This is a genomic window from Paracoccus zhejiangensis (genome assembly GCF_002847445.1).
Taxonomy (GTDB): Bacteria; Pseudomonadota; Alphaproteobacteria; order Rhodobacterales; family Rhodobacteraceae; genus Paracoccus; species Paracoccus zhejiangensis.
The window spans coordinates 499,067-519,175 of record NZ_CP025430.1; the positions used below are offsets into that span (position 1 = coordinate 499,067).

Annotated in this window: 21 protein-coding genes; 10 read left to right on the forward strand and 11 right to left on the reverse strand. The window is 66.5% G+C overall.

The window, feature by feature from the left end; translation table 11 throughout:
* Window positions 1-6: 6 nt before the first annotated feature.
* The 5 genes from CX676_RS02520 (at window position 7) to CX676_RS02540 (ending at window position 6,065) form a co-directional block, all read left to right on the forward strand.
* Window positions 7-939: a BKACE family enzyme gene (locus tag CX676_RS02520; protein WP_101751210.1), complete on the forward strand. Its 933-nt coding sequence runs from the start codon at window positions 7-9 to the stop codon at window positions 937-939.
* Between the two features lie 107 nt (window positions 940-1,046).
* Window positions 1,047-3,071 (forward strand): transketolase, encoded by a 2,025-nt coding sequence (gene tkt, locus CX676_RS02525; protein ID WP_101751211.1) that lies wholly within the window; start codon window positions 1,047-1,049, stop codon window positions 3,069-3,071.
* A gap of 82 nt (window positions 3,072-3,153) precedes the next feature.
* On the forward strand, window positions 3,154-4,047 hold the full coding sequence (locus CX676_RS02530) for a DMT family transporter (RefSeq protein ID WP_101751212.1): 894 nt from the start codon (window positions 3,154-3,156) through the stop codon (window positions 4,045-4,047).
* Window positions 4,048-4,926, forward strand: coding sequence for a lysophospholipid acyltransferase family protein (locus CX676_RS02535; RefSeq protein ID WP_101751213.1), 879 nt, complete (start codon window positions 4,048-4,050; stop codon window positions 4,924-4,926).
* 119 nt (window positions 4,927-5,045) lie between these two features.
* Window positions 5,046-6,065, forward strand: a complete 1,020-nt coding sequence (locus CX676_RS02540; protein ID WP_101751214.1) for an LLM class flavin-dependent oxidoreductase — start codon at window positions 5,046-5,048, stop codon at window positions 6,063-6,065.
* Between the two features lie 37 nt (window positions 6,066-6,102).
* Here the strand turns inward: CX676_RS02540 and CX676_RS02545 are convergent, their stop codons facing one another.
* The 4 genes from CX676_RS02545 to scpA all read right to left on the reverse strand — a co-directional run bounded on the left by CX676_RS02545 (window position 6,103) and on the right by scpA (window position 10,701).
* Window positions 6,103-7,392 carry a homoserine dehydrogenase gene (locus tag CX676_RS02545; protein WP_101751215.1) on the reverse strand — a complete coding sequence of 430 codons (1,290 nt, stop codon included), beginning with the start codon at window positions 7,390-7,392 and terminating at the stop codon, window positions 6,103-6,105.
* Between the two features lie 74 nt (window positions 7,393-7,466).
* Window positions 7,467-7,901: a methyltransferase family protein gene (locus tag CX676_RS02550; protein WP_232816565.1), complete on the reverse strand. Its 435-nt coding sequence runs from the start codon at window positions 7,899-7,901 to the stop codon at window positions 7,467-7,469.
* Between the two features lie 19 nt (window positions 7,902-7,920).
* Complete coding sequence (locus CX676_RS02555) at window positions 7,921-8,445, reverse strand: hypothetical protein (protein WP_101751217.1); 525 nt, start codon at window positions 8,443-8,445, stop codon at window positions 7,921-7,923.
* A gap of 111 nt (window positions 8,446-8,556) precedes the next feature.
* Complete coding sequence (scpA, locus tag CX676_RS02560) at window positions 8,557-10,701, reverse strand: methylmalonyl-CoA mutase (RefSeq protein ID WP_101751218.1); 2,145 nt, start codon at window positions 10,699-10,701, stop codon at window positions 8,557-8,559.
* Window positions 10,702-10,761: 60 nt separating this feature from the next.
* On the opposite strand from scpA, the gene CX676_RS02565 reads away from it, so the two are divergent.
* Together CX676_RS02565 and CX676_RS22440 are read left to right on the forward strand one after the other, a co-directional pair.
* Complete coding sequence (locus CX676_RS02565) at window positions 10,762-11,283, forward strand: DUF4174 domain-containing protein (RefSeq protein ID WP_101751219.1); 522 nt, start codon at window positions 10,762-10,764, stop codon at window positions 11,281-11,283.
* Window positions 11,284-11,401: 118 nt separating this feature from the next.
* Window positions 11,402-11,599 carry a hypothetical protein gene (locus tag CX676_RS22440; RefSeq protein ID WP_157935828.1) on the forward strand — a complete coding sequence of 66 codons (198 nt, stop codon included), beginning with the start codon at window positions 11,402-11,404 and terminating at the stop codon, window positions 11,597-11,599.
* On the opposite strand, the gene CX676_RS02570 is transcribed toward CX676_RS22440, so the two are convergent.
* The 7 genes from CX676_RS02570 to CX676_RS02595 all read right to left on the reverse strand — a co-directional run bounded on the left by CX676_RS02570 (window position 11,565) and on the right by CX676_RS02595 (window position 17,432).
* Window positions 11,565-12,200: a hypothetical protein gene (locus tag CX676_RS02570; RefSeq protein ID WP_101751220.1), complete on the reverse strand. Its 636-nt coding sequence runs from the start codon at window positions 12,198-12,200 to the stop codon at window positions 11,565-11,567. The genes CX676_RS22440 and CX676_RS02570 overlap by 35 nt on opposite strands.
* 4 nt (window positions 12,201-12,204) lie before the next feature.
* Window positions 12,205-14,253, reverse strand: a complete 2,049-nt coding sequence (locus CX676_RS02575) for an acetyl-CoA carboxylase biotin carboxylase subunit (RefSeq protein WP_101751221.1) — start codon at window positions 14,251-14,253, stop codon at window positions 12,205-12,207.
* Between the two features lie 120 nt (window positions 14,254-14,373).
* A complete protein-coding gene (locus CX676_RS02580; RefSeq protein WP_101751222.1) occupies window positions 14,374-14,598 on the reverse strand; it encodes a hypothetical protein in 225 nt (74 codons plus the stop codon).
* 114 nt (window positions 14,599-14,712) lie between these two features.
* On the reverse strand, window positions 14,713-14,952 hold the full coding sequence (locus CX676_RS02585) for a hypothetical protein (protein WP_101751223.1): 240 nt from the start codon (window positions 14,950-14,952) through the stop codon (window positions 14,713-14,715).
* A gap of 127 nt (window positions 14,953-15,079) precedes the next feature.
* Window positions 15,080-15,487, reverse strand: coding sequence for a hypothetical protein (locus CX676_RS02590; RefSeq protein ID WP_101751224.1), 408 nt, complete (start codon window positions 15,485-15,487; stop codon window positions 15,080-15,082).
* Between the two features lie 66 nt (window positions 15,488-15,553).
* Complete coding sequence (locus tag CX676_RS22730) at window positions 15,554-15,697, reverse strand: YajG family lipoprotein (RefSeq protein ID WP_198590264.1); 144 nt, start codon at window positions 15,695-15,697, stop codon at window positions 15,554-15,556.
* Between the two features lie 202 nt (window positions 15,698-15,899).
* Entirely contained in the window at window positions 15,900-17,432 is a 1,533-nt protein-coding gene (locus tag CX676_RS02595) for an acyl-CoA carboxylase subunit beta (RefSeq protein WP_101751225.1), read from the reverse strand.
* A 188-nt stretch (window positions 17,433-17,620) separates the two neighbouring features.
* On the opposite strand from CX676_RS02595, the gene alr reads away from it, so the two are divergent.
* From alr to CX676_RS02610, 3 genes are read left to right on the forward strand one after another with little or no spacing between them, the layout of a single operon-like run.
* Window positions 17,621-18,637 carry an alanine racemase gene (gene alr / locus CX676_RS02600; protein ID WP_101751226.1) on the forward strand — a complete coding sequence of 339 codons (1,017 nt, stop codon included), beginning with the start codon at window positions 17,621-17,623 and terminating at the stop codon, window positions 18,635-18,637.
* The gene (locus CX676_RS02605; protein ID WP_101751227.1) at window positions 18,634-19,398 is read left to right on the forward strand and encodes an MlaE family ABC transporter permease; all 765 of its coding nucleotides are present in this window, start codon (window positions 18,634-18,636) and stop codon (window positions 19,396-19,398) included. Before alr ends, CX676_RS02605 begins: the two co-directional genes overlap by 4 nt.
* An 8-nt stretch (window positions 19,399-19,406) precedes the next feature.
* The gene (locus CX676_RS02610; RefSeq protein ID WP_101754096.1) at window positions 19,407-20,108 is read left to right on the forward strand and encodes an ABC transporter ATP-binding protein; all 702 of its coding nucleotides are present in this window, start codon (window positions 19,407-19,409) and stop codon (window positions 20,106-20,108) included.
* The last annotated feature ends 1 nt before the right edge of the window (window position 20,109 follow it).

Below are 20,109 nucleotides of genomic sequence, written 5' to 3' on the forward strand. Positions count from 1 at the left end.
ACTCGCATGGCCCGGACCCGGAAGACCATCATCAGTTGCGCCATCACCGGCTCGATCCACACGCCGTCCATGTCGCCGCATCTGCCGGTGACCGCCGCCGAGATCGCGGAATCAGCGATTGGCGCGGCCGAGGCCGGGGCGGCGATCATCCACCTGCACGCCCGCAACCCCGAGGATGGCCGGCCCGACCAGACGCCCGAGGCCTTCCGGCCCTTCCTGCAGGTCATCAAGCAGCAAAGCGACTGCGTGGTGAACATCACCACCGGCGGCGCGCCGACCATGACCATCGCCGAGCGCATCCTGCCCGCCGCGACCTGGCAGCCCGAGGTCGCCTCGCTGAACATGGGCTCGATGAACTTCGGCCTCTTCCCGATGCTGGGCCGGTTCGAGGGCCAGCTGCGCCATGAGTGGGAACAGGGCTACCTGGCGAACAAGGACATCCTCTTTCGCAACACCTTCGGCGATGTCGAGCATATCCTGACCACGCTTGGCGCCAATGGCACCCGCTTCGAGTTCGAATGCTATGACAGCTCGCATCTCTACAACCTGAAATATTTCCACGATCAGGGGCTGGTCCAGGGGCCGCTGTTCATCCAGACGGTCTTCGGCCTGATGGGTGGCATCGGCGCGCATCCCGAGGATGTCATGCACATGAAGCGCACGGCGGACCGGCTGTTCGGTGACCAGTATCGCTGGTCGGTGCTGGGTGCGGGCCGGAACCAGATGCCGGTTGCCGCGATGGCGGCAGCAATGGGCGGCAATGTCCGGGTGGGGCTGGAGGATTCGCTCTGGGCCGGGCCGGGGAAGCTGGCCGAAAGCAATGCCCAGCAGGTGCGGCAGGTGCGCCAGATCATCGAGGGGCTGGGGCTCGAGATCGCCACGCCCGACGAGGCGCGCGAGATGCTGGCGCTGAAAGGCGTGGATCAGGTCGCCTTCTGACGCCGATCCGGCCCGCCGCCACGGCAGTTCACCTTGCAACCGGATCGCTCCCTGCCTATCAGGGCGGCAAAGCGACACGCCGTCAGTTTCAGCCGCAGAGGACCGACATGGACATCGAAGCCCGCCGCAAGGCCGACCCCGCCCATTGGAAACTGGCCAGCGCCATCCGCGTCCTGGCCATGGATGCGGTGCAGGCCGCGAATTCCGGCCATCCGGGGATGCCGATGGGCATGGCCGACGTGGCCACCGTGCTGTTCCAGAAGCACCTGAAATTCGACGCCTCGGCGCCCAACTGGTTCGACCGCGACCGCTTCATCCTGTCGGCGGGCCACGGCTCGATGCTGCTTTACGCGCTGCTGCACCTGACCGGCTACGAGCAGATGACGATGGAGCAGATCCGCAACTTTCGCCAGCTGCACTCGATCACTGCCGGCCACCCGGAATACGGTCATGCCGAGGGCATCGAGACGACCACTGGCCCCTTGGGGCAGGGCATCGCCACCTCGGTCGGTTTCGCCGTCGCGGAAGAGGCGATGCGGGCGGAATTCGGTGCGGATCTGTGCGACCACCGCACCTGGGTCATCGCCGGCGACGGCTGCCTGATGGAGGGCATCAGCCAGGAGGCAATCGGCCTGGCCGGGCGTCAGCAACTGGGCCGGCTGATCGTGCTCTGGGACAACAACAACATCACCATCGACGGGCGTGTCACCATTTCGGACAAGACCGACCAGCTGGCGCGCTTTGCCGCCTCGGGCTGGCGGGTGCTGGAATGCGACGGCCATGACGCCGCCGATATCGATCGCGCCCTGACGGAGGCGCAGCAGGAGGACGGCCGCCCGGTGCTGGTCTCGTGCAAGACCATCATCGGCTTCGGAGCGCCGAACAAGGCCGACAGCCACAAGGTCCACGGCTCGCCGCTGGGGGCCGAGGAGATCGAGGCTGCCCGCGTTGCCATCGGTTGGGAACATGGTCCCTTCATCATTCCCGACGACATCGCGGGTGACTGGCGCGCCATCGGCGCCCGTGGCGCCGAGGCCCGCGCCGGCTGGAACGCCCGCGTCGATGCGCTGGCCGCCGATGCGCGCAACGAATTCGCCCGACGCATCAATGGCGACGTGAACCCGCACCTGGCGCCGACCATCACCGCGCTGAAGGATCAGGCGGTTGCCGCCAAGCCGAAGATCGCCACTCGCAAGGCCAGCGAGAACACGCTGGAAGTGCTGAACCCGGTGATGCCCGAGAATTTCGGCGGCTCTGCCGACCTTACCGGCTCGAACAACACCTTCACCAAGGATCTGGGCATCTTCTCGCCCGAGGACCGCAAGGGCCGTTACCTGAACTATGGCATCCGCGAGCATGGCATGGCGGCGGCGATGAACGGGCTGTGGCTGCATGGCGGCTTCCGCCCCTATGGCGGCACCTTCATGACCTTCACCGATTACGCCCGCGGCGCCATGCGCCTGTCGGCGCTGATGGGTCTGCCGGTCGTCTATGTCATGACCCATGACAGCATCGGCCTGGGCGAGGATGGCCCGACCCACCAGCCGGTCGAGCATCTGGCGATCTCGCGCGCCACGCCGAACACGCTGGTGCTGCGCCCCTGCGACCAGGTGGAAACCGCCGAGGCTTGGGAAATCGCGTTGTCGCAGATGTCCCGCCCGACGGTCATGGCCCTGTCGCGCCAGAACCTGCCCGAGCTGCGGGTCGAGAACAGCGCCGAGAACCTGTCGGCCAAGGGTGCCTATGTGCTGCGCGCCGCCTCGGGCGGCAAGCCCGCGGTGGTGCTGATGGCGACCGGCTCGGAAGTCGAGATCGCCGTGGCGGCGCGCGAGGTGCTGGAAGCCGAAGGCACACCGACCAGCGTGGTCTCGGTCCCCTCGATGGAGCTTTTCCGCGAACAGGACGCCGCCTATCGCAGCGACGTGCTGCCCGCCGGCACCGTCCGCATCGCCATCGAGGCCGCCGTGCGCCAGCCCTGGGACTGGCTGCTGCTGGGCGAGCGCGGGCGCGAGGAAAAGTCCGATTTCGTCGGCATGACGGGCTTCGGCGCCTCGGCCCCGGCACCCGAGCTTTACGAAGAATTCGGCATCACCGCCGACGCCGTGGTCGAGAAGGCCAAGGCCCTGCTGTGATGAAGCGTTCCGCCTCCGGCGGGGATATCTGGATGAAGAAGAAAACCTTTCCTCTTCATCCGATGATCCCTGCCCGGGCGGAATGATGCGGGGGCTGCGGCGGCCGGGCAGTGACCAGTCCGCCGGTATCCTGCTGCTGCTGGCGGCGATCCTCAGCTTCACGCTGATGGACGCCACGGCGAAATACCTGACGCAATTCTATCACCCGGCCCAAGTGGTCTGGGCGCGCTTTGCCGGCAACATGGTTCTGCTGGTGGCGATCTTCCACGTCCGCATCCCGACGCTGATGCGCACACGCCAGCCGGGGGTGCAGTTCCTGCGCTGCCTGACGCAGATCGGCTCGGTAGGGCTGTTCTTTTCCTCGCTGCAATATATCGGGCTGGCCGAGGCCACCGCGATCATGGACATCAACCCGGTGCTGATCACCCTTGGTGCGGCGCTGTTTCTGGGCGAAAGCATCGGCATCCGCCGGGCGCTTGGCATCGCCGCCGCACTGGCCGGCGCGCTGATCATCATCCGGCCCGGCATGGGCGTGTTCCAGCCCGCCGCGATCCTGCCGCTGATCGGCGCTTTCACCTATGCCGCCGGCGCGCTGCTGACCCGCGTGGTGCGGGGCGATTCCACCGCCACCTCGCTTCTGTGGTCGACGGTTTTCGGCACGCTGATCGCCAGCTTGGCCGTGCCGTTCTTCTGGCAGCCGATCCAGATGGAACATCTCTGGGCCTTTCTGCTGATCGGGGTGCTGGGGGCCGGCAGTCAGGCCATGCTGATCCGTGCCTTTGCGCTGGCCGAGGCCGGTGCCATCGCGCCCTTCGGCTATACCGGGCTGATCTGGGCGGGAGTCTGGGGGGCGCTGTTCTTCGGGCAGATCCCCGATGGCTGGACCATCCTTGGCGCGGCGATTATCGTGGCCGCCGGCATCTATGTCTGGTCGCGCGAGGCGGCCCTGGCACGGCCCGCAACCCGGAAGGCGTGAATGAGCGACGAGACCGAGGAGAAGCCAGACCTGCGCGACCGGCTGGCCAATGGCGCCTTTCTCGCGGTCATGGGGATCGCCCGGCTGCTGCCCTATGACCGCCGCATCCCGGCGGTGGGCTGGTTCTTTTCGCGCGTGCTGGCCCCGGTGGCCGGCTGGCGCAAGCGCATCCGCGACAATCTTGCACTGGCCCGGCCGGACCTGTCATCCGACGAGGTCGAGGCGCTGGTCCGCGCGGTTCCCGACAATGCCGGCCGCTCGCTGGCCGAGATCTATTCGGGCGCCGAGTTCACCGACCGCATCCGCGACAGCAATCCGATGGAGGGGCCGGGCGTCCCGGCGCTGGAGGCGGCGTTCAAGACCAACCGCGCGGTGATCCTCGCCTGCGCCCATTTCGGCAATTACGACGCCATGCGCGCGGCGCTGGCGGCACGGGGCTGGCCCGTTGGCGCGCTGTACCGCCCGATGAACAACCAGGCCTTCAACGCCCATTACATCCCGGCCATGCGCGCCATTGCCGAGCCGATCTTTCCGCGCGGCCGGGCCGGACTGACCGCCATGCTGCGCTTCCTGCGCGGCGGTGGCTGGATGGCGCTCGGCTTTGACCAGTACCAGCGCGACGGGGCCGAACTGCGCTTCTTCGACCTGCCGACCAAGACCGTTCTGACCCCCGCCGAACTGGCGATCCGCAATGACGCGCTGGTCGTCCATATCGCCGGCATCCGCCAGCCGGACGGGCTGTCCTTCAAGGTTCATGTCGGCGCGCCGTTGCAGCCCGACGAGCCTGCGGTGATGATGCAGGCGCTAAATGACGATCTCGAGGCGCTGGTGCGGCGGCACATGGACCAGTGGTTCTGGATCCATCGCCGCTGGAAATAGCTGCACAGGCCCTGCGCATCCCTGCAGGGCCGCCGCCACTTGCACAGGCTGCATCTCTGATCCCAGATAGGGGTCAAGGCGGGTGGCATGAGGCCAACCTGCAAGCGGAGCATAGGGTCATGAAAAAACTGGGTTTCCTCTCCTTCGGTCATTGGTCGCCGGATCGCGGCTCGCGGGTGCGGACGGCGGCGGATGTGTTGCAGCAGTCGATCGAATTGGCGGTGGCAGCAGAGGAACTGGGCCTTGATGGGGCCTATTTCCGCGTCCACCATTTCGCCCGGCAACTGGCCTCGCCCTTCCCGCTGCTGGCGGCGGTGGGGGCGCGCACCAAGACCATCGAGATCGGCACCGGCGTCATCGACATGCGCTATGAGAACCCGCTCTACATGGTTGAGGATGCCGGGTCCGCCGACCTGATCTCGAACGGGCGGCTGCAACTGGGGATCAGCCGTGGCTCGCCCGAGCAGGTGATCGATGGCTGGCGGCATTTCGGCTACCAGCCCGGCGAGGGCGAGGATGGGTCCGCGATGGCGCGGCGCCATGCGGAGGTGTTTCTGAACCTGCTGGAAGGCCAGGGCTTTGCCGAGCCGAGCCCGCGGCCGATGTTCCCGAACCCGCCGGGTCTTCTGCGGCTGGAACCGCATTCCGAGGGCCTGCGCGAGCGGATCTGGTGGGGTGCGGCCTCGGATGCGACGGCGGTCTGGGCGGCCGAAATGGGGATGAACCTGCAAAGCTCGACGCTGAAGAACGACGAGACGGGCGAGCCCTTCCACATCCAGCAGGCCACGCAGATCCGCAAGTTCCGCGAGGCGTGGAAAGCCGCCGGGCACGACCGCGAGCCGAGGGTTTCGGTCAGCCGCTCGATCTTCGCGCTGATGAACGATCAGGACCGGATGTATTTCGGCCGGGGCGGGAAAGAGAGCGACCAGATCGGCCAGATCGACGATTTCCGCGCCATCTTCGGTCGCGGCTATGCCGATACGCCCGACCGGCTGGTTGCGCAGCTGAAAGAGGACGAGGCGATTGCCGAGGCCGATACGCTTCTGCTGACGGTGCCGAACATGCTGGGCGTCGACTACAACGCCCATGTGATCGAAAGCATCCTGACCCATGTGGCGCCCGAGATGGGCTGGCGCTGAGGGGATGGAGGGCGCCCGCTGATTGCGGGCGCCGCTCTCAGACTTCCTCGATCCGGAGTTCCACCGGCTCGCCCGAGAGGACACCGGTGCGGGGCAGGGCCTCGATGGCGTGGTCGATGGCCTCGGGCGTGGTCTTGTGGGTGACGATCAGCACCGGCACCCGGTCATCCTCGCCATGGCCATATTGCCGCATCCGGTCGATCGAGATGCCGGCATCGCCCAGAACCGAGGCCACCTTGGCCAGCGCGCCGGGTTTGTCCTGAAGCTCCATCCGCATGTAATAGGCGGCCGGAACGGCGGTGCGGGCGGGCTGGGCGTTCTTTAACCCGTCAGCCGGCTGGCCGAAGACCGGCAGGCGCACGCCACGGGCGATCTCGACGATGTCGGACATGACGGCGCTGGCGGTCGGACCTTCGCCGGCCCCGGCACCGCGCAGCACGATCTGGCCGACGCTGTCGCCCTCGATCACCACCATGTTGGTGCCGCCATGCAGCTGCCCCAGCGGGCTTTCGGCGGGCACGAGGCAGGGCGACATGCGCTGTTCCAGCCCGCGCGCGGTCATCTGCGCCACGCCCAGAAGCTTGATCTTGTAACCCATGTCATGGGCGCGGCGGATATCGTCGATGCTGACGCGCTCGATCCCCTCGATCTCGACGCCGTCGAAATCGACCTTGGTGCCGAAGGCGATGGCCGAGAGGATGGCGAGCTTGTGGCTGGCATCGATGCCGCCCACGTCCAGCGTCGGATCGGCCTCGAGATAGCCCAGTTGCCGGGCCTCCTCGAACACCGTGTCATAGGGCAGGCCGGCGCTTTCCATCCGCGTCAGGATGTAATTGCAGGTGCCGTTCATCACGCCCATGACGCGGGTGATGCCATTGCCAGCGAGCGATTCCGTCATCGTCTTGATGACCGGGATGCCGCCCGCCACCGCCGCCTCGAAGCGGATCACCCGGCCGAGGCTTTCGGCCAGCGAGGCCAGCTCCTGGCCATGCACCGCCAAGAGCGCCTTGTTCGCCGTGACCACATCCTTGCCGGCGCGCAAAGCGGCCTCGATGCTGTCCTTGGCGATGCCGGCATCGCCGCCGATCAGCTCGACATAGACATCCACGTCATCGCGCACGGCCAGCGCCATCGGATCATCGACCCAGGTGATCGCCGACAGGTCGGCATCGCGGTTCTTCATCCGGTCGCGGGCCGAGACCGCCGTGATGGCGATCGGGCGGCCCGAGCGTGCGGCCAGCAGATCGACATGTTTCTGCACGATCTTGACCACACCGATCCCGACCGTGCCGAGCCCGGCGATGCCAAGGCGTAGGGGCGCTGACATGATGTCCCTCTTGTTCCGTATCGGCAGGGTGTTAGCGCGGACGAGGGCGCGTTGCAACGCGCGAAAGCACCGGCCTACAGCCAGCGGCGGATGCGGCTTGCATATTCGGGGTAGTCCTGCGGAAAGGCCGCCGTCAGCCGCGCCTCTTCCGGCCCGATGAAGCGGCGATTGATGATCCAGACGAAAACCGGGATCAGGACCAGCGCGGTCAGGGCGCGGAAGGCGAGGCAGAGGCCCACGAGCAGCAAGGCATCGCCGAGATAGATGGGATTGCGCGAGAACCGGAACGGCCCGCCGGTGATCAGCCGCGCGGGTTGGCCATGCGGGTTGACGGTGGTGTTCGCGCGGCGAAAGTGCAGCACCGCCCAGAGCATCAGGCCAAGCGAGACCAGCACCAGAAGCCAACCGAGTGCGACAAATAGCGCGGCACCCGAGGGCAGCAGGCGACCGATCAGCCAGATGGCGACGGCAAACCCCAGCGTCCAGACCGGCGGGTAATCCGCGGACACGGGCCAGCCGGGTTTGCCCTCACGCCTCGACATCGTCCCAGCCCAGCCATTCGCCATCGATCCCGGTGGCCCGCATGATGCCAACCACCCGCCGCGCGGTTTTCAGCGTCATGGCGTGCACCGCCATCACCTCCTCGACGCCCATATCATCGGGAAAGCTTTCGCCACGGGTGTTGATGAAGGTCGGATGCCATTGCCCCGGTTCCTTGCCGCGCCGCCACGAGGCATGGCAGAGCAGGTTGCGCTTCATCCGGATCTCGGCCAGCACCCCGGCCAGTTCCTGCCGCTCCGCCATCCGGCCGTTGCGCAGCGCGGCGAGGAAGCTGTCGATCAGCGTGCCAAGCGTGTCATCGGCGATATCCTCCATCCGGCGCAGCCATTTCTGCATCGCCTTCTCGCTGACCTCCTCGCCGAGGTCCTTGCGGGTCAGCGAGAAGATGGCGCGCTTCAGGGCTTCCTCGAGGAAACCGAAGGCGGAAACGGCATGGCCGATGGCGGTGGCCATCTCGTCGGACAGGCGGTCGGGGGCGCGGGGTATGGTCATGGGCCTGATCTAGTCACAGAAAAGGGGGGCTGTCTGCCCCCCTCTTGGCCTTCGGCCAATTCACCCCCCGAGGATATTTCCGCGAGAAAGAGGGGGGCAATGTGTCCCGGGTCAGGCCGCGCGGGCCTGGCGGATCAGCTGAAGGATATCGGCGGCGGCAGCGGGGATATTGGTGCCGGGGCCGAAGATCGCCTTGACGCCCGCCGCTTTCAGGAAGTCGTAATCCTGCTGCGGGATGACGCCGCCGCAGATCACCAGGATCTCGCCCGCGCCCTGCGCCTTCAGCGCCTCGATCAGCTTCGGTGCCAGCGTCTTGTGACCGGCGGCCTGCGACGAGATGCCGATGACATGCACGTCATTGTCCACCGCGTCCTGTGCCGCCTCTTCCGGGGTCTGGAACAGCGGGCCGACATCGACATCGAAACCGATATCGGCGAAGGCCGTGGCGATCACCTTGGCGCCGCGGTCATGACCGTCCTGACCCATCTTCACCACCAGCATGCGCGGGCGGCGGCCTTCCTCTTCGGCGAATTTCTCGACATCGCGCTGGATGGCGGCAAAGCCCTCGTCGCCCTCGTAGGCGGCGCCATAGACACCGGCCAGCGTCTTCACCTCGGCGCGGTGACGACCGAAGATCTTTTCCATAGCCATGCTGATTTCTCCGACTGAGGCACGGGCACGGGCGGCCTCGACGGCCGCCTCGAGCAGGTTGCCGCCATCCTTGGCGCGGCGGGTAAGTTCCTCGAGCGCGGCCTGGGTGGCGGCCTCGTCGCGGCTGGCGCGGATCCTTTCCAGCCGGGCGATCTGGGCGTCGCGCACGGCCATGTTGTCGATGTCGAGGATGTCGAGCAGGTCTTCCTTGTCCTTGCGATACTTGTTCACGCCGACGATGACCTCTTGCCCGCGATCGATCATCGCCTGCCGCCGGGCCGCCGATTCCTCGATCCTCAGCTTGGGCATGCCCGAGGCGACAGCCTTGGTCATGCCGCCCATCTCCTCGACCTCCTCGATCAGCGCCCAGGCCTTCTCGGCCAGTTCCGCCGTCAGGCTTTCGATGTAATAGGAGCCCGCCAGCGGATCGACGACATGGGTGATGCCGGTTTCTTCCTGCAGGATCAGCTGGGTGTTCCGCGCGATCCGGGCCGAGAAGTCGGTGGGCAGGGCGATGGCCTCGTCCAGCGCATTGGTGTGCAGCGACTGGGTGCCGCCAAGCGCCGCCGACATGGCCTCGTAAGCGGTGCGGATGACGTTGTTATAGGGGTCCTGCTCCTGCAGGCTGACGCCCGAGGTCTGGCAATGGGTGCGCAGCATGAGCGAGCTTTGCTTTTTCGCGCCGAATTCCGACATGATCCGGTGCCACAGCATCCGCGCCGCGCGCAGCTTGGCGATCTCCATGAAGAAGTTCATGCCGATGGCGAAGAAGAAGCTGAGCCGTCCGGCGAAGACATCGACATCCATGCCCGCCGCGATGGCCGCGCGCACATATTCGCGCCCGTCGGCCAGCGTATAGGCCAGTTCCTGCACCAGGTTCGCCCCGGCTTCCTGCATGTGATAGCCGGAAATCGAGATCGAGTTGAACTTGGGCATCTCGTTCGAGGTGTATTCGATGATGTCGGCGATGATCCGCATCGAGGGTTCGGGCGGATAGACATAGGTGTTCCGCACCATGAACTCTTTCAGGATGTCGTTCTGGATGGTGCCCGACAGCACGGCGCGGGAATGGCCCTGTTCCTCGCCCGCGACGATGAAGCTGGCGAGGATCGGGATCACCGCGCCGTTCATGGTCATCGAGACCGACACCTTGTCCAGCGGGATGCCGTCAAAGAGGATCTTCATGTCCTCGACGGAATCGATGGCCACCCCGGCCTTGCCAACGTCGCCCTCGACGCGCGGGTGGTCGCTGTCATAGCCGCGATGGGTGGCGAGGTCGAAGGCCACCGACACGCCCTGCTGCCCGGCGGCGAGGTTGCGGCGATAGAAGGCGTTCGATTCCTCGGCGGTCGAGAAGCCGGCATATTGCCGGATGGTCCAGGGCCGGCCCGCATACATCGTGGCGCGTGGCCCACGGGTGAAGGGGGCGATGCCGGGCAGGCTGTTCATATGCGCCAGCCCGTCGGTATCCTCGGCCGTGTAGAGCGGCTTGACGGTGATGCCTTCCAGCGTGTCCCAGTTCAGGCTGTCGGGCGATTGGCCCTTCAATTCCTTCGCGGCCAGCGTCTGCCAGTCGGCCAGTGTCGGTTTCGTGTCGTCGGTCATGTCTTATCCGTCCTTTCGTCCCGGCCCGTCTGCCCTATATTCCAAGGGAAAGAGGTGCCGATGAATCTGAGACCCGTTCTGATGGTGATGCTTCTGGCCGCGATGGGGCCGGGGAAATCCGGTGCCTTGCCCGAGGCTGCGGAGGTTGCGCCCGAGGCGCAGCCCGAGGTTCAACCCGAGCCGGCACCCGAGGTGGTGCCCGAACCCGTGGCGCCCGAACTGGTGATCATGGATGCCGCGCAAGCCACGCCGGAAGAATTCCTGTGGCAGCGCCGCCCGGTCGTGGTCTTTGCCGACACCCCGCAGGACCCGGCCTTCGTCGAGCAGATGAATGCCATCACCGCCCGCGCCGCCCTCTTGGCCGAGCGGGACGTGGTGGTGATCACCGATACCGCACCCGATTCGCGAACTGTCTGGCGCAACACCCTGCATCCGCGCGGTTTTTCGCTGGTCCTCATGGACAAGGACGGGCAGGTCAAGCTGCGCAAGCCCCTGCCCTGGAGCGGGCGCGAGATCGGCCGGGCCATCGACAAGTTCCCCCTGCGCCGGCAGGAGATCGGCCGGGCGGGGGTGCTGCCCTAGCCGGATGGCGCGCATCGGGCGGAACTCTGGGGTTTGATGCAAAATATTGTGGAACTGCGCGGCCTGACCTATATTGTTGGTAACGGCGGACAGATCCGCTGCGACGGAGGATGGCGCGATGACGAATTCGGCAGTCGAGAAACGGTCCCCGCAGGACTTGCGGACGCGGGTCTCGCGCGAGTTCCGCGAGGAGCGCGAGGCCGCTGCGCGCGACAAGCCAGCCGGAAAGCCGGCCCGCCGCCGCGCGAATGACATTACCAGCGCCATCGGACTGACCCCCATCACTGGCCTCTCGGGTCCGAAGATCGCGTATTGACGGCAACCGTAAGGTCGCCCTCGATCTCGCGCCGCCGGCGTGCCAGTGCCGCCTCGACCTCGCGACGACCGCCCTTGACGCTGGCGGTCAGGATCTCCATCGCGTCGAGCCCGGTTTCCAGCGTCTCCTCGTTCAGCAGCACATAGTCCCGGAACATCTCGGCCGCGCGGCGGGGATAGTCCTTGGCATTGCTGCGAATGTCCTGCGCCAGCGCGGCGCGCACGGCCAGCAGGCGGTAGTAGCGCACCACCGGATCGATGGCCCATTCGGGCAGCATGTGCACCTCTTCCACGATGGCGCGGAAGATGCGGTCATTGGCGTCATGGGGCAGGATCGGCAGGTAATCCTCGTCGCTGATCAGCGGCCGCGCTTCCAGCCCGCCGGCATCGCTCTGGCGTTCCAGCGCGACGACATGGGCCCTGATCTCGGCCAGCAGCGCGCGCTGGATGTCGTCGATCCGCTCGTTGCGCAAGAGCTTGTCGCGGCGGCGCGACAGGGCATGCGTCCAGAACCAGCCAGCCGCGACCACGCCACCGCCGACAAGGGCGGTGACGAGGGATGCGACGACCCGGTCGTTCAGAAGGAGCGCCTGCCAGTCCAAGGGCCTATTCGAACTCCATGATCACATCATCGACCTTGAGGCTCTGGCCCGGTTCGGCATTCACCGACTTGACCACGCCCTTCCGTTCGGCGCGCAGGATGTTTTCCATCTTCATCGCCTCGACGGTGGCCAGCGCCTGGCCTTCCTGCACCTCGTCACCGGCAGCGACGTTGATCTTCACGATCAGGCCCGGCATCGGGCAGAGCAGGAATTTCGAGGTGTCGGGGGCTTCCTTGACCGGCATCAGCCGGGCCATGGCGGCGGCGTTCGGGCGGCGGATATAGGCCTTCAGGTCCGCACCGCGGGTGCGCAGGCGATAGCCGGCGGGGATGCGGTCGACCTTCAGCACCAAGGGCTGGCCATCGACCACCAGCCGGGCGAGGGACTGGCCGGGCAGCCAGTCGCTTTCGACCCGCATGGCGCGGCCGTCGATGGTGACGGTCGAGCCGTCGCGGTCGGCCTCGATCTCGACCGGGATGTCGTGATTGCCGATGAAGACCACCCAATGCTTGCCCACCCGGCGCTCGTGATTACCAAGCCGCCCGGTGATCCGGGTGCGCCGGATCTCGGCCACGCGGTGCATGGCAGCTGCGGCGGCGGCGATGCGGGCGATGTCCTCGGGTGCCGGTTCGACGCCCTGGAAGCCCTCGGGATACTCCTCGGCGATGAAGGCCGTTGTCATGTCGCCGGCGACGAATTTCGGATGGTCCATCACCGCCGAGAGGAACGGCAGGTTGTGACCGATGCCCTCGACCTCGAAGGTGTCCAGCGCCACGCGCATCGCCTCGATCGCCTCGCCGCGCGTCGGCGCCCAGGTGCAGAGCTTGGCGATCATCGGGTCATAGAACATGCTGATCTCGCCACCCTCGTAGACGCCGGTATCGTTGCGGACAGCCACCGCGCTGTCGCGGCCGTCGCTGTCATTCACCCAGTTGCCGGTGGCCTTCAGCGGACCGGCCGCGATCTCGACCGGCGGGCGATAGCGCGACAGGCGGCCGATCGAGGGCAGGAAGCCGCGATAGGGGTCCTCGGCATAGAGCCGGCTTTCCATCGCCCAACCGTTGATCTGCAGATCGGCCTGGGTGAAGGGCAGGGTCTCGCCATCGGCCACGCGGATCATCTGTTCGACCAGGTCGACGCCGGTGATCAGTTCCGTCACCGGATGCTCCACCTGAAGCCGGGTGTTCATCTCGAGGAAGTAGAAGTTCTTGTCGCCATCGACGATGAATTCCACCGTCCCGGCGCTGGAATAGCCCACGGCCTTCGCCAGGGCCACGGCCTGCTCGCCCATGGCCTTCCGGGTGGCCTCGTCGAGGAAGGGCGAGGGGGCCTCTTCGATGACCTTCTGGTTGCGGCGCTGGATCGAGCATTCGCGCTCGTGAAGGTAGACCGCGTTGCCATGCTTGTCGGCCAGAACCTGGATCTCGATGTGGCGCGGCTGGGTCACGAATTTCTCGATGAAGATCCGGTCATCGCCAAAGCTGTTGGCCGCCTCGTTCTTCGAGCTTTCGAACCCCTCGCGCGCCTCCTGGTCGCTCCAGGCGATGCGCATGCCCTTGCCGCCGCCGCCGGCCGAGGCCTTGATCATCACCGGGTAACCGATCTGGTTCGAGATCTTCACCGCCTCGTCGGCATCGGCGATCAGGCCCATGTAGCCGGGGACGGTCGAGACACCGGCTTCCTGGGCGATCTTCTTCGAAGTGATCTTGTCGCCCATCGCCTCGATGGCGGGCGAGGGCGGGCCGATGAAGGCGACGCCGGCGGCTTCCAGCGCCTCGGCGAATTTCATGTTCTCCGACAGGAAGCCGTAACCCGGATGCACCGCCTCGGCGCCGGTCTGGCGGATCGCCTCCATGATCTTGTCGATCACGATATAGGACTGGTTCGCCGGCGGCGGGCCGATATGGACGGCCTCGTCGGCCATCTTCACATGCAGCGCGTTGCGGTCGGCGTTGGAATAGACGGCCACGGTCTTGATGCCCATCTTGCGGGCGGTCTTGATGACCCGGCAGGCGATCTCGCCCCGGTTGGCGATCAGGATTTTCTTGAACATGGCTGTCCCTGCGGATTGTCTTGAGACGGAAAACGAAAAACGCCGCCCCCGCGATGTGCGGGAACGGCGTCAAGGGTCGGGGATGCTGCGGCAGCCGGCTGGCCGCGCAGGATCAGGCTGTTACTGGCAGAGGCGAACGTCGTCGCAAAGCGCACCGCCGGCAGCGCCGATGGCAGCAGCCTTGTAGTAGTCGCTTTCCTCGCGGCCGCCGACATGGGCAGCGGTCGCGCCGACAGCGGCGCCGATGATGGCGCGGTCGGTGTCGGTCGGGTTGATCCCCTGGGTGCAGCCGGCCACGGCAAAGCCGAGCGCGGCAATGGCTGCGAAAGTTGCGGATTTACGCATGGAAGTGATCCTTTGGTTTGCTCGATGGACGGAACTGAACCGCCCCGTCTTGACCGAACTGCAACCCCCGCGACGGCCGTTGGTTCCGGCGCCGCGGGTTCACGGTTGCGTTGATCAGTAGCGACGCTGGCAGACGCCGGCGTCGTCGCACAGTGCACCGGCTGCACCACCCAGAGCCGCGCCGGTCGCGATGTCTTCGTCAAGCGCTTTGGCGATGACGGCACCGGCGACAGCACCGCCAGCAGCGCGCTGCGCGTCGGGCGACAGGCCGGTCTGGTAGCCGGGGGCGCAGGCCGCCAGAGTGGCCGCAACGACGAGGGCGCCCGAAAGGCGGAAAAGGGTCGAGATTTGCATTGGTCTTCGCCTGTAGTTGAGACCCGCTTGGGGGTCGGTTGTAGGTATGCGCTGAATATTGCACGCGGCAGAGGGCCGTCAAACTGACAAGCATGTGACGCGACCTCTATGGGCGGCAAATCGCGCATCAGTCACGTTCCTCTTGATCTTCGTCCCAATCCTCGTCCTCGCCGTCGGCATCATCGCCAACCTGCTTGAACAATTGGGGAAAAGAGGCCTCGGCTGCAGCCAGGTCGACCCGCAGCAATTGCTCGTAATCGGTGGGGTCGAGTTGCCCAACTGCAACAACCTCGCGCCCGATCAGCCAGGAGAGGCGACCGGCATCGAGGTTTCCGCGTTGAAACTCTTCACCTCCGAAATGTTCGATCAGCGCCGCGAGAAAACCCTCGTCGGCAGCGCGGTCATGGGCGCGCCGATCACGGAATCGCTCGCGCCGGACGATCGGCGTCGCGCCCTTCTTGTTGACGGCGCGGCGGATGGTGAACTGGAAGTCTGAACCGGGAAGGCGGCCCGGAAAGCCGCGATGCTTCAGCATGACACGCCCCCCATGCGGGCGGCCTGCGGGTTGCGCGGGCGGCAGGGCCACCCGCGCAGAAGGGCGTCAGGTGGCGCCGTATTTGCCCTGGTAGACCGGCTCTTGGGTGACCGGGACCATCGGGTCGGTGACGACGACATCGGGCTGCTGCTGCGCGCAGGCGGCCAGGACGCCGACCAGCACGAGGGCAAAGGCGAGTTTCTTCGACATATCTGCAAGCTCCTGTTTCGCGGGCCGCGCACGGCCCGACTGCTCGGGTTGACACCGGCGTCTTCACGCGCCGGACAATCCACCTTAGCCACGGGCCTCGCGCCGAAACAGTTTCCAGGCTGGCGCGGCGACAGATGCCAACCGCCCTGTGGCGGCGCTGCATCATTCACGGATTCGTGCAAATGCGTCATTCTGGGCGACCTTACAGCGGAATGTTGTCGTGTTTTTTCCACGGGTTCGTCAGCTTCTTGTTGCGCAGGCTGGCGAAGGCCCGCGCCACGCGCCGACGGGTCGAATGCGGCTGGATCACCTCGTCGATGAAGCCCTTCTCGGCGGCGACGAAAGGATTGGCAAAGCGGTCCTCGTAATCCTTGGTCCGCGCCGCGATCTTCTCGGCATCGCCCAGCTCGCTGCGATACAGGATCTCGACCGCGCCCTTGGCCCCCATCACCGCGATCTCGGCGGTGGGCCAGGCATAGTTGAAATCGCCGCGCAGATGTTTGGACGCCATGACGTCATAGGCGCCGCCATAGGCCTTGCGGGTGATGACCGTGACCTTCGGCACCGTCGCCTCGCCATAGGCGAACAGCAGTTTCGCCCCGTGCTTGATGACGCCGCCATATTCCTGCGTCGTCCCCGGCAGGAAGCCCGGCACGTCGACGAAGGTCAGGATCGGGATCTCGAAGGCGTCGCAGAAGCGCACGAAGCGCGCGGCCTTGCGCGAGCTGTCGATGTCGAGGCAGCCCGCCAGCACCATCGGCTGGTTGGCGACGACGCCGACCGTCTGGCCCTCGATGCGGATGAAGCCGGTGATGATATTGGCGGCGTAGTCCTTCTGGATCTCGTAGAAATCGCCCTCGTCGGCAACCTTCAGGATCAGCTCTTTCATGTCATAGGGCTGGTTCGGGTTGTCGGGGATCAGCGTGTCGAGGCTGTCCTCGATCCGGGCCGGGTCGTCGAAGAAAGGCCGGGTCGGGGCCTTGTCGCGGTTCGAGAGCGGCAGGAAATCGAACAGCCGGCGAATCTCGGACAGCGCCTCCACGTCGTTTTCGAACGCACCATCGGCGACCGAGCTTTTCTTGGTATGGGTCGAGGCACCGCCCAGCTGCTCGGCGGTCACCACCTCGTTGGTCACCGTCTTCACCACGTCGGGGCCGGTGACGAACATGTAGCTGGTGTCCTTCACCATGAAGATGAAGTCGGTCATGGCCGGCGAATAGACCGCGCCGCCGGCGCAGGGGCCCATGATCAGGCTGATCTGCGGGATCACGCCCGAGGCCATGATGTTGCGCTGGAACACGTCGGCATAGCCGGCAAGGCTGGCCACGCCCTCCTGGATCCGCGCGCCGCCCGAATCGTTGATGCCGATGACCGGTGCGCCGTTCTGCATCGCCATGTCCATGATCTTGCAGATCTTCTGCGCATGGGTTTCCGACAGCGAGCCGCCGAAGACGGTGAAATCCTGCGAGAACACGTAGACCATGCGGCCGTTGATCGTGCCCCAGCCGGTGACCACGCCATCGCCATAGGGGCGGTCCGCCTCCATGCCGAAATCGGTCGAGCGATGGGCGACGAACATGTCGAATTCCTCGAAGCTGCCCTCGTCCAGCAACAGGTCGATGCGCTCGCGCGCGGTCAGCTTGCCGCGGGCATGCTGTGCGTCGATGCGGCGCTGACCGCCTCCAAGCCGGGCCTGATCGCGACGGCGCTCAAGCTCACCCAGAATGTCTTTCATGGCTGCCTCTCCCGGTAAAGTTGCCGGAAATTAAGGCGGGGACGCGCGAGAGGAAAGCGAAATGCAGAAAATTTGCAAAATCAGTCGCGAGTTGATGATGCAAATTGCGAAATTGCAAACGTCCTGCGCCACCCGGTCGCGGTTGATCCACTCTTGACGAGGGGCAGGGGCGCGGGCAAGCGATAGGCATGGTATTGCAGATCGAACTTGGGGCCATCAGGGCCAATTGGCTGGCGCTGTCCGACCGCTCGGGCAAGGCGCGTGCGGGGGCGGTGGTCAAGGCCAATGCCTATGGGCTGGGCGGCGAGCGGGTGGCGCCGGCGCTCTACGGGGCCGGGGCGCGCGATTTCTTCGTCGCGCTGGCGGGCGAGGGGCAGGCGATCCGCCCGCACCTGGCCGATGACGCGCGCATCTTCGTCCTCTCGGGCCATATGGAGGGCGCCGATCTGGACGGGCTGGTGCCGGTCCTGAACAGCCCGCAGCAATATTTCCGCGACCGCAGCCTGCGCCCGGGCCAGCCCTTCGCCATCCAGCTGGACACCGGCATGAACCGGCTTGGCATGGAACCGGCGCAATGGGCCGCGATCCGCGACGAGGTGCTTGCCGAGGGGCCGGCGCTGATCATGTCGCACCTGGCCTGCGCCGATGAGCCGGATCATCCGGCCAATCCCATGCAGCTTGCCGCCTTCCACGCGATGACCGAGGGCTGCAACGTCCCGCGATCGCTGGCCGCGACCGGGGGCATCCTCTTGGGACCGGACTATCATTTCGACCTGACCCGGCCCGGCGTCGGCCTTTATGGCGGGCTGCCCTTCGCGCAAGCGCGGCAGGTGATCCGCCTGTCGCTGCCGGTGATCCAGACCCGCGACGTGGCCCCAGGCGAGTTCGTGGGCTACGGCGCGGCTTGGGTGGCCGACAGCCCGCGCCGCATCGCCACAGTGGCCGCCGGCTATGCCGACGGGCTGCACCGGGCGATGTCGGGGAAGGGCGCGAACCTCTATGCCGCCGGCACCGCCTGTCCGATCGTCGGGCGCGTCTCGATGGACCTCATCACCGTCGACGTGACCGGGCTGGCCAAGGTGCCCGAGGCGCTGGACATCATCTGCCCGGCGCAGCCCGTCGACGCGCTGGCCGAGCTGGCGGGCACCATCGGCTACGAAATCCTGACCTCCCTCGGCCGGCGTTACGAACGGGCCTACCTGTGAACCCTGTCCGATGGCTGGGCCGGCTGGCGCTGTGGCTGACGCGGGGCATCGGCGCGGTGACGCTGTTCACCGGGCGCGGTCTCTTCGGCCTGCATCCCTTCCATGGCCGCGCGCTCGCCGCGCAACTGGTCCAGATCGGCTGGCTGTCGCTGCCGGTCGTGGGGCTGACCGCACTTTTCACCGGCGCGGCACTGGCCCTGCAGATCCATTCCGGCGGCGCGCGGTTTCAGGCCGGTGACGTGGTTCCGGCCATCGTCGCCATCGGCATGGTGCGCGAGCTGGGGCCGGTGCTGGGCGGGCTGATGGTCGCCGCCCGCGTTGCCAGCTCCATCGCCGCAGAGATCGGCACGATGAAGGTGACCGAACAGATCGACGCGCTGGTGACACTCTCTACCGATCCGATGCGCTGGCTGGTCACGCCGCGCCTCTGGGCCGGGGTGCTGACCGTGCCTCTGCTGGTCGGCGTCGGTGACATCATCGGCATCATGGGTGGCTGGATCGTCGGCACGCAATCGCTTGGCTTCACGTCCGCCGCCTATCTGTCGAACAGCTGGGCCTATCTGGAAGAATGGGACGTGCTGTCGGGCCTGATCAAGGGCGCGGCTTTCGGGCTGATCGTCGCGGTCAGCGGCTGCTGGTTCGGCATGCGCTCGGATCGCGGCGCGGCGGGGGTGGGGCGGGCGACGAAATCCGCCGTGGTCGCCGCCGCCGTCGGTATCCTTGCCGCCAATTTCATCCTGACCGGGGCGTTCTTCCAATGACTGCGCCGCTGATCGAGACCCGCGGGTTGACGAAATCCTTCGGCCCGAAGCAGGTGCTCGCGGGCATCGACATCGCCGTGGGGCAGGGCGAAAGCCTTTGCGTCATCGGCCAGTCGGGCACCGGAAAGTCGATCCTCTTGAAATGCATCCTCGGGCTGGTCGAGCCTGACGCGGGCGACGTGCTGTGGCAGGGCCAGCCCCTGACCCCGGCGCGGCGCGACTTCCTCTCGGGTTTCGGCATGTTGTTCCAGGGCGCGGCGCTGTTCGACAGTCTGACCGTCTGGCAGAATGTCGGCTTCCGCCTGCGCCAGCGCATGTCCGACGCCCGTGCCCGCGCCATCGCCGTCGAGAAGCTGGCCCGCGTCGGCCTTGGCCCCGAGACCGCCGACCTGATGCCAGCCGAGCTGTCGGGCGGCATGGCCAAGCGCGCGGCGCTGGCCCGCGCCATTGCCGATGACCCGCAGGTCATTTTCTTCGACGAACCGACCACCGGGCTCGATCCGATCCGCGCGCGCCGCATCAACGAGCTGATCCGCGGCATCGTCACCGAGACCGGGGCGACGGCGATCACCATCACCCATGACATGCACTCTGTCCGCGCCATCGGCGACCGGGTCGCGCTGTTGCAGGACGGGCGCATTGCCTGGGACGGGCCGGTGGCGCAGATGGCCGCCGCCGACCCGTTGCAGGCGTTTCTCGGGGCCGAGTAGA